Here is a 14,304-nt window from a genome sequence, read left to right on the forward strand (position 1 = left end):
GTCAGAGTGAAGGATCGTGTCTCGGCCGCGGTAATCGCGGCGCTATGCGGGCTCGCCGTCGATGCGGAATGCGGCCTGGTCGTTGTCGATCGTCAGGGCGAGCGCGCCAGGCTTGACCCAGATCTCGCGAGAGCTGAGGAAGAAGGGGTCGGTTCCGGCTGAGGGCGAAATGACACCCTAAGCGAAACGACAATAAGGGGTGGAGAGTGGACTTAGGTCTTGGTCCTCATAGGATGTTCGGTGTTCCGCGCGATGAAGGCATCGACTTCACGAAGTTGGGCGGGGAACGGTTCTGCATCAGGAAAGCTCCGATAGCTCCAGAAACGAAACCCGGCATCCCATAACCTGCGGACTTTTTCCCATTGATCACCTTCGCGCTTTGTTGGTGTGCGAAAGGTGCGCCCCATCAGAGCAAGCGATTTACTGCATTCTGGGCAACTATGGTCTCGGTCTCCGGAACGCTTCCAAGCCTTTCGGCAATCAACAAGCATGCGCTATCAGATAATCAGGGCCACGATGGTAAGGCGCGACATACGGCCCCGGCACCTTCCTGTTGCCGATAGAGCGGCGAACTTCCATGCGCTGTTGTTTGTCTTCGGGACGAGCCATTCCTGCAGTTTGGACTGAGTGTCTCATGTCCGCAATGGGGCGATGCCGTTGAAAAAGTCGCCTGCTGAGATAGCGGACAGCCACGATGTTTGAGGACGAGCGGAGCTGCCGGCTCTCAGGCTCTTGCAGGTTGTCTGGCCTGGCTGATCTTGGCGAGCTTGCGCAGGTTCTGAGCGGCAGCAGCGAGGTGGAACTCGTCTCGGGCGCCGTTGGGACCACGTAGTCGCAGACGGTCGAGCCGCATGATGCGTTTCAGGTGAGCAAACAACATCTCGACCTTCTTGCGCTCTCGGCGCGAGGTGATCCATTCGTCCTCTTGCGACAGGGACCGGGCGAGGTCGCGCGCGCCCTCGTGGATCGAGCGGGTCACCTTGCGCGCGGGCAGAATGGGTGTGCAGCGTGGCTTGAGCGCGCAACTGCTGCAGTCCTGCTGCCGGGCTCGGTAGCGGATGAAGCCGTCCTTGTCGGCCTCTGGCCGTGGCGAGGCGAAGTTGCGGTTACGCGGCCGCAGGCGCTTGCCTGCCGGGCACACGTAGCTGTCATCCTCGTGGTCGAAGGCGAACGCGCTGCGCTCGAACGCGCCATCGCTCCTGGCGGACTTGTCGAAGACGGGCACGTGCGGCTCGATGGCACGCTCGTGCACGAGCCAGGCGAGCATGCCGGCAGAGCCGTAGCCGGTGTCGCCAATCAGCTTGCGGGGCCACAGGCCATGGCGATCGGCTGACCGCTCGATCATCCGCTTGGCCGCGGTCACCTCCGCCTGGCGCATCGCCGTGCTCGCCTCGACATCCACGATCACGGCATTGTCGACGTCGATCAGGTAGTTGGTGGAGTAGCAGAAATCCGCGCGTCCGCCGTGCGCGGAGGTGTAGCGTGCCGCCGGATCGACAGGCGAGACCCGCTTGGGTTCGACCGGAGTTGCGCCACCAAAGACGGCATCGTCGAGAACGGCAAGGTACTCCTCGACGGCCCGCCGCGGCTGATCGGTCGCAAGGCCCTGCGTCCCTTCGACATAGGTCTGCCGATTGGCCTCGGCCCGGATCAGGCTGGCATCGACAGCGAAGCCGTCGCCTCCAACCAGTCCTTCGTCGATGCAGCACCGCACGGTCGCTTCGAACAGCTGGCGGAACAGATCACTCTCGCGAAAGCGGCCATGGCGGTTCTTGGAGAAGGTCGAGTGATCCGGCACGTCGCCGTCCAGACCCAGGCGGCAGAACCAGCGGTAAGCCAGGTTGAGGTGTACCTCCTCGCACAAGCGGCGCTCGGAGCGGATCCCGAAGCAGTAGCCCACGATCAGCATGCGCAGCATCAACTCGGGATCGATCGAGGGACGGCCCATCGCGCTGTAAAACCCTCGCAGGTGCTGGCGTATCTCCGACAGGTCCACGAACCGATCGATCGATCGCAGCAGATGATCGGCAGGCACGTGCCGATCCAGGCTGAACTCGTAGAACAAGGCATCCTGCGCCACCCGGCGCTCGCCCATCATCGCTTGGTGTCCTTCAGCATTACAAAGCTGAATCCGAGCTTCACCGCGACTGCAAGGCCGACTTTTTCAACGGCATCGGGCGAAAGCTGCCACTCCAAACTAAGGAGTGGCGGCGATCAAATGTCGGTCAGATCCTCGGGGTAACGCCCACCCCGCTGGCAAAAAAGTCGCCATGTGTCCTGTCCACGCTCAGTGACATGAAGGCGGACAGGCCCGTCCGATGAATGCACAAGGAGCCCAAGTCGGATGAGAGGGCCAATGGTACGATCACCGATCACTTTTTCCCGGTTTCGCCCGGGCACGACCATCGTCCATCCCGGCGTTCCGCGCTCGGTGAGCGCGGGCTCCAGATACCCATTCCGCGTGTCATCGGCTTCCCGGCCAAGAAAAAACAAGCAGATGCTCCAGAAGGCATCCCTGGGTCGGGAGGGATCATCGCCCATTCGAGAGGACCCGTTGTATCGGGCTGCTCATGCACCGTGGTGCTAATTGTTGGACCGTCTCGCACACCTTCACGATAGGCGCGCTCCAGCGCCTGTGCGATAGCGCCAGCGGTGTCGACAGTGTAACCATATTTGCGGTCATGGCGATCTTTGGCGACGATGCCGCGAGCGATCTCACGGAAGCGTACCTTGCGCCGTGGATCAGGCGGCAGGCGTGGCGGCGCTTTTGTCATGCCGCTATTTCCTCGTTGGGAGCGCCATCCGCTCTCGCCCGCCCGACGATTGCAGCGACTGTATTCTTGCTCAGGCCAAGGTCGCGAGCGATCCAACGATAACTGCGTCCCTCTTCAACCAGCGCCAGCACTTTGAGTCCAAGCCGATCGGACTTGGGGCGCTGCCCCGTTTGCCGTCCGAGCTTGCGCCCCCGCGCCCGTGCTGCCGCGAGGCCGGAACGGACACGCTCGCTGAGCATGTCGCGCTCGAACTGCGCGATGCCAGCCAGCATCGTAGCCATCATCCGCCCATGTGGCGTGTCGACCTCAAACGTCATGCCGCTCATCGCTACCACCGACACGCGCCAGCCCGACAGCCGGTTGAGCGTATCGAGCAGGTCCTGGGTCGAACGTCCCCAGCGGCTAAGTTCAGTGACGAGGATCGCATCGATGTGGCGCGCTTGGGCCAGCTTCATGACCTGGTTACGTGCCGAGCGGTTGGCCTTCATGCCGGAGGCTGTCTCACGGAACACTTCCACGACTTCATAGCCGCCCCGTTCGGCAAAGGCGGCAAGGTCGCGCAGTTGTCGCTCGCACGACTGGTCGGCGGTTGAGACCCTTGCGTAGATGGCGGCGCGCTGTCCCAATTGAACCCCTCTGGATTTAGGCCTCGAAAAGCCTTGATCTGCATGGGGTCAATGTTGTCCAAAACAGACTTCTGATCAACTGGGACAATGCGCTTGTGTCAAGACGCCATATCCTGACAGCGCGTCAGCGCTCGGCATTGCTCGACCTCCCCGCCGACGAAGCTTCGCTATTGCGACATTATATCCTGGCCGACGATGATCTGATCCATATCGAGCGCAGGCGACGTGCGGAAAACCGGATCGGCTTCGCCCTTCAGCTATGTGCGCTGCGCTATCCCGGACGCGCCCTTGCTCCGGGCGAACTGATCCCACAGACCATCTCGGTCTTTTTGGGTGCCCAGCTCGGTATCCCGGGTGAGGCGCTCGTTCACTATGCCGTCCGTCGTCAGACCCGGCAGCAACACATGGAAGCGCTGCGTCGCATCTATGGCTACCGCATGTTCCCAGGACGAGGCCCCCATGCACGAGCCTTTCGGCAGTGGCTGGTCGCAGAAGCCGAACAGGCCCATTCGAATGAGGATCTGGCGCGCCGCTTCATAGCACGTTGTCGCGAAACGAAGATCATCCTTCCGGCGACATCGACGATCGAGCGATTATGTGCTGATGCACTGGTTGCAGCGGAGGGCCACATTGAAACGCGTATCGCCGGTCGGCTTGATGCTGACATGCGTAAACGCCTGAACACGCTGCTGACCGAGACCATGCCCGGAAATGTCAGCCGGTTCGTCTGGTTGCGCAAATTTGAGGTGGGTCATAACTCGACGGCAGCGAACCGCCTGTTGGATCGGCTTGAATTCCTGCAGGGCATTGGTTTGCCGGTAGAGGGCCTGGCAGGGGTTCCGACACACCGGGTTGCGCGGCTACGCCGGCAGGGGGAACGTTACTTCACCGATGGTGTGCGCGATATCGGCGTAAACCGGCGCCTGGCTATCCTCGCCGCTTGTGTAATTGAATGGGAAGCGGCTATCGCCGATGCGGTCGTGGAAACCCATGACCGCATCGTGGGTAAAACCTGGCGGGAAGCGAAACAAGTACACGAAGCCCGCATCGGCGACGCCCGAACAACCGTCACCGATACGCTGCGCGCTTTCACCACGCTGGGAACGGCCATGATAGAGGCTCGCAACGATGGCGTGCCGATAGAAACGGCACTGACGCAATCGCCGGAATGGGCCAGGCTCGACGACTGGGTGGCTATCGCAGCGCAGTTGAGTTCGACAATGGCTGAAGAACCGCTCGCCCATGTCGGGCGCGGATACCATCGTTTCCGCCGCTATGCCCCACGTATGCTACGATGCCTCAGGATCGGTTGCGCCCCCATAGCAAAGCCGCTTCTTGCAGCGGCAATGGCAGTCGGCGATACGCGGTCGTCAGTTCACCCTGGCATCGATTTTCTGCGTCCCAATTCGAAATGGCGCCGGCACCTCAAGGGTCAGGAGGCCGGGGATGGCCGCCTTCGGGAAGTCGCTGTTCTGTTCCATTTGCGTGACGCCTTCCGGTCCGGGGACATGTGGCTGGCGCATTCCCGACGCTACGGCGATATCACGCAAGTGCTGCTGCCCTGGGCGATGGCGCAGGAACAAATGAGTCGATTGACCTTGCCACGCGATCCTCAGGCCTGGCTTGAAGATCGAACTAGGCGACTGGAAGAGGGCCTGAAGCGGCTCGGAGCCGCCGCCCGTGACGGCACGATCCCCCACGGAAGCATCGAAGACGGTGAACTTCGGATCGATCGGCTCAGCGCCGCTGTCCCGGATGAAGCCGAGGAACTCATCCTCGACCTTTATCGCCGTCTGCCTCCGGCCAGAATAACGGACATCCTCATCGAGGTCGATGCGGAAATCGGCTTCACGGAGGCTTTCACTCACCTGCGAACCGGCGCACCGTGCGAGGACAACATAGGCCTGCTCAACGTCCTGCTCGCCGAAGGCCTGAATCTCGGCTTGCGCAAGGTGGCCGAGGCTTCGAACACTCATGATTATTGGAAACTGTCACGGCTTGCCCGCTGGCACGTGGAAAGCGAGGCCATGAACCAGGCTTTGGCCATGGTCGTCGCCGCCCAGGGCAAACTGTCTATGGTAGCGCACTGGGGCATGGGCGCCAGCGCGTCCAGCGATGGCCAGTTTTTCCCGACCGCACGGCAGGGCGAGGCGATGAATACGATCAATGCCAAGTATGGATCGGAGCCGGGTCTCAAGGCCTATACCCATGTCAGCGACCAATTCGCGCCCTTCGCCTCGCAGACCATCCCGGCCACGGTGAGCGAGGCTCCCTATATTCTGGACGGCCTGTTGATGAACGAGGCCGGCAGACAGGTGACGGAACAGTTTGCCGATACGGCGGGCTATACCGACCATGTTTTTGGACTGAGTGCACTTCTCGATCGCCGGCTCGTGCTGCGCATCCGCGACCTGCCCTCCCGGCGCTTCTACGTGTTCGATCCGAGGGCGACGCCGACCGAACTACGAAAACTCGTCGCCGGTAAAATACGCAAGGACATCGTCGTCGCCAACTGGCCCGATCTGTTCCGCAGCGTCGCAACGGTCAACGGCGGCAGGATCACCCCCAGCCAGTTGCTCCGCAAACTGGTGTCCTATCCCCGGCAGAACGATCTGGCCCTCGCGCTGCGCGAGGTTGGCAGGGTCGAGCGGACGTTGTTCCTGATCGACTGGATTCTTGATGCTGACATGCAGCGGCGGGCACAGATCGGCCTCAACAAAGGCGAGGCGCATCACGCCCTCAAGAATGCGCTGCGCATCGGCCGCCAGGGCGAGATCCGGGATCGGACCAGCGAAGGCCAGCATTATCGGATCGCGGGGCTCAATCTGCTCGCGGCCATTATCATCTACTGGAACACGCTCCACCTTGGTAAGCCTGTCGACATGCGCCGACGGGATGGTCTCGACGTCCCGCCTGAATTGCTCGCGCACATCTCGCCGCTGGGATGGGCTCATATCCTGCTCACCGGCGAATACCGCTGGCCCAAGGGAGTTGAGCCGGTATAAAATTGTCCGGTAAATCTATGATCTGTATCTGCAAGAAAGTACGATGGGCCAGTCCAAGGATAAACCGCCAACCGAACGTGCGATCCGCGCCCTGCTTGACAAGCATGACTGTCCGGTTCCTTACCACGAAGTGAGGACGCGGTTGCTGGGCAACATCGCCTGTCCCGATCCCGCCGTGCAACCCATGGCGGTCATCGCCGCCCTGTGGGGTGGAGCGTTGCCCGAGTTCGACAGCGTGGATGACGCCAATACGCTGCTAAACGCCCTAGTCATGGGGTTGTGGAATGAACTGGCCGACCATCAGGACCCAAAGAAGCCATTTCGAGCTACTGGTGTTCCGCTGGAGCCGACCAGCGCCAATCTGGGTAATCTGGGCATGGTCCGTGCGCAGGAAGTCGAAGGTTTCGTCGAAGGGCTGTTCAATGGCGAAGAAGAAGCCGGGCTACCCGAACGCGCACATGAAGCGGTTACGCACCTCGGAGAAATCAGAGCAATGATGGCCGGAGTCGCCGATCTCATCGAACGCACGAAGGATGAACCTGAAGATCGCGGGCAGATTAAAGAGACGATCAAGCATTTGCGTGTGATGACCGAGATCATGGAGACCGAGATTCATGCTGCGGTTCTGGCCTGTACGCGGGCGCGCGCCCAAGGCCTCCCCGGTATCACGACGCCGTTGGGAACTCGGCATTGAACCAGAATTTGGATGCGGAGCTGCGTCTTCGCGAAAAGCTGCGCAAGATCGAAGCGCTGTTCGCCGGCGCCGCCACGGCAGGTGAAAAGGCCGCAGCCGGTGCCGCCGCAGAACGTATCAGGCGTCAGTTCACCGAAACGAGCCGCCGCGAAACGTCGGAAGAGTTCAAGTTCTCCATTCCCGACCCGTGGTCCCGACAGCTCTTTACCGCCCTCTGCAGGCGCTATGGTCTCAAGCCGTTCCGCTATTCACGCATGCATCGCCAGACCGTGATCGTCCATGCGCCCGTCAGTTTCATCAATAAAGTCCTGTGGCCAGAGTTCGAGGAGCTCAGCGAGGCTCTCTCCGCACATCTCCTCGAAATCACCAATCGCATCATCCGCGAGGAGGTCTATGCGACCCCCGGAGAAGCTGATGAAATCGCTGAACCTGCGCGGCTGCGATAGCAAAAATCCTTGACCGATCGCTTAGGGTGTCATTTCGCCCCCTGCCGGAACTGACCCCAAATTCGATCCCAATCGGGACGATTGCGCCGGCGCGGTTCAGCTCATTCAGTCGCAAGCGCATATCGGGGCCTCTTCTATGCGCCGGCCGCTGTTCGCAAAAAACCTTCCTTTCCGATGACTTTACCAACGAACCATGATCGCAACCCATTTCCGCGGTCCGCCGCTTGTCAGAACTGTTCTGGAAACCCGCTTCGTAAAAGCGGCTGCCGGCGACGGGTTTGGAGAACCCATTGGTAGGGAGCGTGAGCACAACCCCCCGTTTGCAAGCAGCGCCGGATAATGGCGAGCACGCTGGCAGATAATTCGAGCAGGACGCTCCCCGCCAGTGGCAGATAGCGTGAGCAGGAAATCAGGCTGTTTGCGAGCAGACATCGACATGATTGCAAGCGCCTACACCTAGCCCGGGAGGGCAAGGTCGGCCTCGTAAGCCGACCGGATCCACCCCGGCAGGCGCGGCAACGCGAAGGTCAGGCGGCCACGTGCGAAAGTCAGGCAATGGTCGGGCGCCTGGTTGAGACGGGAATTGTCGAACACCAGGCCGCGATCGGCCTTAAGCACGGCAGCACGGATCAATGGCGCGCTGCGGATCCAGCGGGTGCGGATCTTGTCCTCGGGAACGAGATGCCCGCCCTCCTCCACGCGCGTGCCGACCCGGGCGACCGACAGGTCCGGGGTTTCGACGCCCACATGCATCACGATGATGGTGAACCCTGCGGCGCGCGCATCGTCGATCAGCGCGAGCTTGGAAGGATGCGAGAAGACGGTCTCGGTCACGAAATCGCGGCGACATGCGAGATGATCGGCCCGGCGCTGCGCCGCGATCCTGGCCGCTTCGTAGGACGCGGCCGGCGAAGGATCACGCAGCTCGTCGCGCTGGATCACGTCGGCATTGATGAACGGCCCGGCAAAGCCCGGCGCCACGCGGGTCTGGTAAAGCGTCGATTTGCCGGCCCCGTTAGGCCCGGCCAGCACGACCATCGCCGGCGTCATGCCTTGCCAGTGGCGGTCTCGCGCACGAGATTGCCGGCGTCATCCAGGCCAACGCCTAGCCCAAGCTGCCGTCGCCGGGCGTAGAAGGCTTCCTCGCCGGGTCCGGGCCGGCTCATCTGCTCGACGAAGCTGTCGAGCCAGACGTCCTTCTCCTCGTCGGTGAGCGCAGTCGTCTCGATCTCACCGGCAAGCGCGGCGGTGATGCGGGCGTGATCGAAGTTGCCCGACTTCTCGATGGCACGACCGATGCGCACCCAATGGGCGATCTGGCCGGCGATGGAGCGGCTCTGCAGCTCGGACTCCCGGCGCACGATCCTCATGATGTCGTCGCTGAGCTTGATGGATTGAGCCATGGCACGCCTCCAGCACAAAGGGTAGCATTTTGCTACCAGCGCTCAAGCGTTATGAATTTCCGGTTTGAGATCTCTCTGGACAATCACTTTCACATATCAAAAGGATATATTATAAATATCCTATCCATTTCCGATCCTCTCACTTGCTCTCGACTAGCGACCGGAACTCCTCAAGCGCTTCCCAGTAGGAACGGTGGCCCTGCTGGTTCGTGTATTCGATGAACCACTCCAGCGTGTCCTTCGGGCCCTTGATGAAGACGCTCATCTGCGGTTGCGCCGAGCGGCGCCGACGGCGGGTGCTCGGGGCTCCTTCGCTAGTGTCGGCCTGAATGTCGCGGGCAGCGCCGCGATCGACGAAGCCCAGCGCGTCGCCGCGGCGGATGGCGGCTTCCTCGCGCGCGGGATCGAGGTTCACCGGGGTGCGCGGGATGCCGGTAAAGTCCAGGCGTTCGGGCGCGTCGGCGCCCCCCCCTGCCCCGCTTTCGTCCGTATTGCGCCCTGCGGGTTTCCTGCCGAAGCCGTAGCCGCTCATGCCCGGATCTCCTCCTGCACCGCCTGCAGCACCGAACGGGCCACTTCGTAGGCGTTCTTGCGCGCCGCCGGGACGCCCGAGGTACGCGTCTCGTCCAATTCCTCCAGCGTCTGCGCGAAGTCGAAGATGTCGCGGTAGGCGGCGCGCTCGACCAGGCCGACCGGCAGCAGAGGCAGCTCCGCTTCCTCGATCGCGGCGACGATCCGCTGTGCGGTCTTGGTCTGCATTGCCGCGTTGTCGCGGCTGCGCACCAGACGGAAAGGAATGTTGCGACCCAGCGCCTCGGCTTCCTCCTGGATCAGCGCGACGGCGTTGGCGGCCAGTTCGGCATCGATCGGGGAGAGATTGAACGGGATCAGCACCAGGTGCGATCGCGCGAGTGCCCGCGAGGTCATACGCGAGGCGGTGCCTTCGAGGTCGATCAGGACGAAATCGTGCGATGCCGTGTGCTGATCGACGAGCCGGACCAGCTCCGATTCTTTGGGACCGGCGATAATCTCGAACGGGGTGCCCCTGCCCTGCCCTGCCCGCTTGCGTCCCCAGCCTGCGATGATGGCATTGGGATCGGCATCGATCACGGCGACGGATGCGCCGCTGCGGGCCAGTTCACAGGCCAGGACAAAAGTGAGGGTGGTCTTGCCCGCGCCCCCCTTGGGATTGGCTACTGAAATCGCCGGCATCGTCGCACCCCACCTGGATATAGCCTAGCCTTGCTATCGAAAGGATATGCATAGCGCAAGGCTTTCCCTATTACTTGAATATCGACATACTAGGGATATCCTTCCGATATTTATGTATGCGAATGACGATGCGTTCAGGCCGAGCCTGCCATAGCCGCTTGCTTCCTCTGGGAGCACTGCACCGCGTAGCGGTGCTTCGAGGTGCCGGTTTGAACTGTTGTTTCGAGTGTGAGGTGTATTTCCGCGTTATGGCCGTCAGGCCGTAGGTGTTGGCCGGCTAGGCCAACTCATCATCGAATTCTTTTTATGGGAATCATGTAGCGGTTGAGGATGGATTTGAGACTCGCGCTCCTGATGCTCGAGAGCGCGATCCAGTGCCGCCCCCAGCTTCGCCAGCACTTTGCCCAAGGGGCCGTCGGCCGTGGCCTGCGCCCATTCGCGGCAGGACAGTTGTGCCCGCATATGCTCCATGTCCTCGTCCTGATCGACTCGCCGCTGGATCTCGTCGTCGGGCAGCGGGGCAGGGCGCATCCAGCGGGGCAGATAGGCTTGCAGCCCCTTGGGAAGCATCGGGCGATAGGCATTGGACGTCTGTTCGTAACGCGGCCCCGGGCCCTGCGCCTCGATCCGCTTGAACCGTCGCTGGCGCACCAGAAACCCGATCGCCTCGAGAATGCCGAGCGCCCGGGCTACCGTCGCACGGCCCAGGCTGGTTGCCTGCGCCAGATGGTCATAGCTGGGGAACACGCGGCCGCGGTTCAGGCGGGCGAGGGTGAGGATTTCCTCGAAGACGCGCACGCTGGCGGCGGTGAGGGTGGTCAGCACGCGCTCGGCCGCGGTCAACTCGCGCAGGCCCTGGCGTGCCTCGCGGCGCAGCTGGCGCCCGGCATCAAGCCCGCGCCGCGCCGCGCGCAGCATGCGATCGGTCTCACCCTTGGCCGGCGGCACGAAGAAGACTTCTTCGAAGGTCCCCGCCTCGACACTATCGCGCAGGACCCGCGCACCCGTCGGATGCGGTGCTCCTGACTTTGCTTTGCGCCGGGGCGCGGGCGGATAGGCAAGGGCGCCTGCCAGCGCTCCGTTCAGGGCTTCGCCCAGGGTGTGCAATCCCATTTGTCCCTCCAGGGAAGAGGGCCATCACCAGACAAAACAAATCCGTGGCGCGAAGCGCGCATCCTTGAACTGGCGTTCGATCTGATGTATGGAGAGCAGGCTTTGACTGTGTTTGACTGCGATCGACGTTTGGCGACGTCGCTCCAACTTCAGAATGGGATGCCCGGCCTTCGTGCCGGGCTTTCTTTTATGTGGTCACAGCTGCCTCTTTTTCCGATCACCCGGCCCCACGCCGGCACCGCCATTCTCGCAGCAATAAACCAACATCGGAAGCCATTACGGTTCGTGCTTTCGAGTAGGATATGTCGAAAAAATTCGTGCTTTCGAGTAGGAATGGACCCCAGATTCGTGCTTTCGAGTAGGAATTCGGCGCGCAAATTCGTGCTTTCGAGTAGGAATTGAGCGCTTTCCCGAATCACGCCTTAAGTCGTGTGCGCAGGGAAGGGGAGAGCAGCTACGCGCCCGGTCCGTCATCGCTAGGCTCGGGAAGAGGCTCAGGGCGCCTGGTGATAATCACCTTGGCGCGTCCGGCCTTGCGGCCTTTGGTGCCAGCTGCCCCTGGTGCCGGCGGGGCCTCGACCAGCTGCAGGTGATAGTCCGGCACCGTATCCTCGGCGGCGATCTGCCGCATCGCCATCCGAAAGTTCGCCAGGTGGTTCTGAAAGCCGATCTGCAAGCGAAAGGTCTGCAGATCGATCTCCAGCGCCTCGCCCTCGACGCAGGTCGAGCGCGCGACCTCGTAGATGCGCCGCTCGATCGGCCCGAGCTGGAAGTAGGTGGCCGCGTAATCGAGCACTTGGCGGTCGCGCAGAATGGCCCGGAACAGCCAGTCACACAGCCGCACCTTGACCGCCTTCAGCCGCTTATCGCCGTTGCGCGAACGCGCGTATTGCAGCCGCGCCTCCGAGAGCCAGGAGAAGAACCCGTCCTCGCCTTCGCCGCCCGCCTCGATATTTGTACGGATCTGTGTGCCCTGCAACCGCTCCAGCGCATCGGCGAGGCGGGTGTAACTGCGCGCCGAATGGTTGGCTCCGGTGACGCTGAACAGGTCGTGGGCGGTGAACACGAAATCCTGCGCAACAGGCAGGCCCTGCTCGAGCTTGGAGGCCATCAGCGAAGCGATGTAGAGCACGATCTCCTTGTCGTAGATGGTCGCCACTCCCCGCGCGCTCGGCCGCACCTCTATCGAAACATCTGACGTGGCGTAGGCCAGCGGCTTCATCCAGGCGTTCTTGCTGAGCGCGAAGAACGGAAACGCCATAAGCGATCGCTCACCACGGATCTCTCCGGTGAGGGGGCTGTCGAGTTGGAAGAGTTCGCCTTGAGGAAGGGACCGGACCATGAGCCGGATATGTCATGCTCCAAGGGGAGCGGCAATTCATACTCGAAAGCACGAATTTGCAGCCCTGGCGTGTCCAGCTTCGCGCCGACTCATCCCGGCATCTGAAGAGCTAAGTACATTCCCGTGGCAAGTGCGCGCATCATCATCTAGGTTTCGCAATTGCAGCATTATGGGGGAGGTATGATTCAGATCGTTCCAGTGGTGCTCTGCGGCGGCAGCGGCACACGCTTGTGGCCCCGAAGCAGAGCCAAGAAGCCGAAGCCCTTCCTGCCCCTCGTAGGCGATACGACGCTTTTCGAGGCGACACTTTTACGTTGCCCGGCCGCTGGCGGCTTCGGTGCTCCTATTGTGGTGACCGGCAAAGGACACCTGGCTCACGTCGAAGCGCAACTCGGCCATGCCAGCGATGAGGCGACCATCATCGTTGAACCGACCGGGCGCAACACCGCCGCCGCGATTGCTCTGGCCGCGTTACGCCTGCCGGAGGATGCAGTCATGCTGGTGTGCCCCAGCGACCACCACATCGGCGATGCCGATGCTTTCGCCCAGGCCGCCTGCACCGCCGCCGAGCTGGCGCAGGAGGGCTGGCTAGTCTCCTTCGGCATCGAGGCGACTGCGCCCGAGACCGGCTTCGGCTACCTCAAGCGGGGCGAGGCGATCGGCGACAAGGGCTATCGCACTGCCCAGTTCGTCGAGAAGCCTGATCTCGAACGGGCCAAGCAGTTCCTCTCGGAGGGCATCTACGCCTGGAACGGCGGCATCTTCGCCTTCCGCGTGGGAGACTTCCTCAAGGAACTGGAGACACACCGCCCCGCGATCCTGGAAGCGGTGCGCAAGTCAGTCGAGAACGGTCGCACCGAAGGCCTGCGCTTCCATCCCCATCCCGACGCCTTCGCCGCAGTCGAGAGCGAGTCGGTCGATTACGCGGTGATGGAGAACACCCAGCGCGCCGCCATGGTGCCCGCCGACATGGGTTGGTCGGACATCGGTAACTGGCAGGCCCTGCACGCCGCGCGCGAGCGGGACGACAACGGCAACGTCGTGCGCGGCTATGTCGAGCTGGTCGACTGCTGCAACGTGCTGGTCGACAGCGACGGCCCGCGCGTCTCGGTCATCGGGCTGGAGGACGTCTACGTCGTGGTGGACGGCAACGACATCATGATCACCACCGCCACCGGCGCGCAGAAGGTCGGCAAGCTGCTGGGAGCTGTAAACCAGTGAGCGCCGCCCTGCCAATCCGCCAGGTTGAGAACCCCTGGAACGCGACACGCTCCCGACGCCCTTTTTCGCGCCGGACGGGCAGCACATCGGCGAGATCTGGTTCGAGCCGCCACAGGACCTGCCTCAGCTGCTGGTCAAGTACATCTTCACCAGCGAAGAGCTCTCAGTCCAGGTTCACCCCAGCGATGCCCAAGCACTGGCGAAGGGCCTGGGCAAGCAGGGGAAGGAGGAATGCTGGCTGAGCTGACGAAGCCGCGCCTCAAGGTTGGTGTGCAGATCATCGACGATGACGCGAGCCTGTTCGGCACGCACGGCGCGGCGCTGCTCCGCCGAGGTGCTGCGGACCGGGTCCTCAATCGCGTAGAGCATGGCGATCTGACCCTGTCCCAGTTGGACGCCTCGAAAAACCGGTAGCGCCTGAGAGCCCAAGATGATTCATGTGTGGACGACCCCCGTTGGGCAAGATCG

The 14,304-nt window shown here is 62.3% G+C and carries 15 protein-coding genes and 1 pseudogene; 6 read left to right on the forward strand and 10 right to left on the reverse strand.

The window, feature by feature from the left end; genetic code table 11:
- The first annotated feature begins 6 nt into the window (after positions 1–6).
- Entirely contained in the window at positions 7–162 is a 156-nt protein-coding gene (locus tag ACFFJC_RS13785; protein ID WP_379488063.1) for a hypothetical protein, read from the forward strand.
- A gap of 562 nt (positions 163–724) precedes the next feature.
- On the opposite strand, the gene ACFFJC_RS13790 is transcribed toward ACFFJC_RS13785, so the two are convergent.
- The 3 genes from ACFFJC_RS13790 to ACFFJC_RS13800 all read right to left on the reverse strand — a co-directional run bounded on the left by ACFFJC_RS13790 (position 725) and on the right by ACFFJC_RS13800 (position 3,400).
- Complete coding sequence (locus ACFFJC_RS13790) at positions 725–2,098, reverse strand: IS1182 family transposase (protein ID WP_379488064.1); 1,374 nt, start codon at positions 2,096–2,098, stop codon at positions 725–727.
- 274 nt (positions 2,099–2,372) lie between these two features.
- The gene (locus ACFFJC_RS13795) at positions 2,373–2,774 is read right to left on the reverse strand and encodes a hypothetical protein (RefSeq protein ID WP_379488065.1); all 402 of its coding nucleotides are present in this window, start codon (positions 2,772–2,774) and stop codon (positions 2,373–2,375) included.
- Positions 2,771–3,400 (reverse strand): recombinase family protein, encoded by a 630-nt coding sequence (locus ACFFJC_RS13800; RefSeq protein WP_379488066.1) that lies wholly within the window; start codon positions 3,398–3,400, stop codon positions 2,771–2,773. The genes ACFFJC_RS13795 and ACFFJC_RS13800 overlap by 4 nt, the downstream gene beginning before the upstream one ends.
- A gap of 95 nt (positions 3,401–3,495) precedes the next feature.
- On the opposite strand from ACFFJC_RS13800, the gene ACFFJC_RS13805 reads away from it, so the two are divergent.
- The 3 genes from ACFFJC_RS13805 to ACFFJC_RS13815 are packed head-to-tail and all read left to right on the forward strand — an operon-like array spanning position 3,496 to position 7,545.
- Positions 3,496–6,405: a Tn3 family transposase gene (locus ACFFJC_RS13805; protein WP_379488067.1), complete on the forward strand. Its 2,910-nt coding sequence runs from the start codon at positions 3,496–3,498 to the stop codon at positions 6,403–6,405.
- Between the two features lie 43 nt (positions 6,406–6,448).
- On the forward strand, positions 6,449–7,099 hold the full coding sequence (locus ACFFJC_RS13810; protein ID WP_379488068.1) for a UPF0149 family protein: 651 nt from the start codon (positions 6,449–6,451) through the stop codon (positions 7,097–7,099).
- Complete coding sequence (locus ACFFJC_RS13815) at positions 7,096–7,545, forward strand: hypothetical protein (protein ID WP_379488069.1); 450 nt, start codon at positions 7,096–7,098, stop codon at positions 7,543–7,545. Before ACFFJC_RS13810 ends, ACFFJC_RS13815 begins: the two co-directional genes overlap by 4 nt.
- A gap of 456 nt (positions 7,546–8,001) precedes the next feature.
- Here ACFFJC_RS13815 and ACFFJC_RS13820 read toward each other — a convergent pair whose 3' ends face one another.
- From ACFFJC_RS13820 to ACFFJC_RS13845, 6 genes are all read right to left on the reverse strand, one after another.
- Positions 8,002–8,595 carry an ATPase gene (locus tag ACFFJC_RS13820; protein ID WP_379488070.1) on the reverse strand — a complete coding sequence of 198 codons (594 nt, stop codon included), beginning with the start codon at positions 8,593–8,595 and terminating at the stop codon, positions 8,002–8,004.
- Positions 8,592–8,948 carry a ParD-like family protein gene (locus ACFFJC_RS13825; protein ID WP_379488071.1) on the reverse strand — a complete coding sequence of 119 codons (357 nt, stop codon included), beginning with the start codon at positions 8,946–8,948 and terminating at the stop codon, positions 8,592–8,594. The genes ACFFJC_RS13820 and ACFFJC_RS13825 overlap by 4 nt, the downstream gene beginning before the upstream one ends.
- A gap of 139 nt (positions 8,949–9,087) precedes the next feature.
- The gene (locus ACFFJC_RS13830) at positions 9,088–9,480 is read right to left on the reverse strand and encodes a hypothetical protein (RefSeq protein WP_379488072.1); all 393 of its coding nucleotides are present in this window, start codon (positions 9,478–9,480) and stop codon (positions 9,088–9,090) included.
- Positions 9,477–10,160 (reverse strand): AAA family ATPase, encoded by a 684-nt coding sequence (locus ACFFJC_RS13835; protein WP_379488073.1) that lies wholly within the window; start codon positions 10,158–10,160, stop codon positions 9,477–9,479. The genes ACFFJC_RS13830 and ACFFJC_RS13835 overlap by 4 nt, the downstream gene beginning before the upstream one ends.
- A 255-nt stretch (positions 10,161–10,415) precedes the next feature.
- A complete protein-coding gene (locus ACFFJC_RS13840; RefSeq protein ID WP_379488074.1) occupies positions 10,416–11,273 on the reverse strand; it encodes a helix-turn-helix domain-containing protein in 858 nt (285 codons plus the stop codon).
- Positions 11,274–11,727: 454 nt separating this feature from the next.
- Positions 11,728–12,615 (reverse strand): replication initiator protein A, encoded by an 888-nt coding sequence (locus ACFFJC_RS13845; RefSeq protein ID WP_379488075.1) that lies wholly within the window; start codon positions 12,613–12,615, stop codon positions 11,728–11,730.
- A 180-nt stretch (positions 12,616–12,795) separates the two neighbouring features.
- On the opposite strand from ACFFJC_RS13845, the gene ACFFJC_RS13850 reads away from it, so the two are divergent.
- Together ACFFJC_RS13850 and ACFFJC_RS13855 are read left to right on the forward strand one after the other, a co-directional pair.
- The gene (locus ACFFJC_RS13850; protein ID WP_379488076.1) at positions 12,796–13,836 is read left to right on the forward strand and encodes a mannose-1-phosphate guanylyltransferase; all 1,041 of its coding nucleotides are present in this window, start codon (positions 12,796–12,798) and stop codon (positions 13,834–13,836) included.
- Positions 13,833–14,077 (forward strand): annotated as a pseudogene (locus tag ACFFJC_RS13855) (cupin domain-containing protein); the annotation flags it as partial. The gene ACFFJC_RS13850 and the pseudogene ACFFJC_RS13855, both read left to right, overlap by 4 nt.
- Here the strand turns inward: ACFFJC_RS13855 and ACFFJC_RS13860 are convergent.
- On the reverse strand, positions 14,011–14,205 hold the full coding sequence (locus ACFFJC_RS13860; protein WP_379488077.1) for an IS66 family transposase: 195 nt from the start codon (positions 14,203–14,205) through the stop codon (positions 14,011–14,013). The pseudogene ACFFJC_RS13855 and the gene ACFFJC_RS13860 sit on opposite strands and share 67 nt — an antisense overlap.
- Positions 14,206–14,304 lie beyond the last annotated feature (99 nt).

It is taken from the genome of Novosphingobium soli (assembly GCF_042432915.1).
Classification (GTDB): Bacteria; Pseudomonadota; Alphaproteobacteria; order Sphingomonadales; family Sphingomonadaceae; genus Novosphingobium; species Novosphingobium soli.

What these genes read in the sequence shown, in the direction of transcription:
- ACFFJC_RS13790 (WP_379488064.1), bottom strand. Translation starts at nt 2,098, where the DNA reads ATGATGGGCGAGCGCCGGGTGGCGCAGGATGCCTTGTTCTACGAGTTC.
- ACFFJC_RS13795 (WP_379488065.1), bottom strand. Translation starts at nt 2,774, where the DNA reads ATGACAAAAGCGCCGCCACGCCTGCCGCCTGATCCACGGCGCAAGGTA.
- ACFFJC_RS13810 (WP_379488068.1), top strand. Translation starts at nt 6,449, where the DNA reads ATGGGCCAGTCCAAGGATAAACCGCCAACCGAACGTGCGATCCGCGCC.
- ACFFJC_RS13820 (WP_379488070.1), bottom strand. Translation starts at nt 8,595, where the DNA reads ATGACGCCGGCGATGGTCGTGCTGGCCGGGCCTAACGGGGCCGGCAAA.
- ACFFJC_RS13825 (WP_379488071.1), bottom strand. Translation starts at nt 8,948, where the DNA reads ATGGCTCAATCCATCAAGCTCAGCGACGACATCATGAGGATCGTGCGC.
- ACFFJC_RS13830 (WP_379488072.1), bottom strand. Translation starts at nt 9,480, where the DNA reads ATGAGCGGCTACGGCTTCGGCAGGAAACCCGCAGGGCGCAATACGGAC.
- ACFFJC_RS13835 (WP_379488073.1), bottom strand. Translation starts at nt 10,160, where the DNA reads ATGCCGGCGATTTCAGTAGCCAATCCCAAGGGGGGCGCGGGCAAGACC.
- ACFFJC_RS13840 (WP_379488074.1), bottom strand. Translation starts at nt 11,273, where the DNA reads ATGGGATTGCACACCCTGGGCGAAGCCCTGAACGGAGCGCTGGCAGGC.
- ACFFJC_RS13845 (WP_379488075.1), bottom strand. Translation starts at nt 12,615, where the DNA reads ATGGTCCGGTCCCTTCCTCAAGGCGAACTCTTCCAACTCGACAGCCCC.
- ACFFJC_RS13850 (WP_379488076.1), top strand. Translation starts at nt 12,796, where the DNA reads ATGATTCAGATCGTTCCAGTGGTGCTCTGCGGCGGCAGCGGCACACGC.
- ACFFJC_RS13860 (WP_379488077.1), bottom strand. Translation starts at nt 14,205, where the DNA reads ATGCTCTACGCGATTGAGGACCCGGTCCGCAGCACCTCGGCGGAGCAG.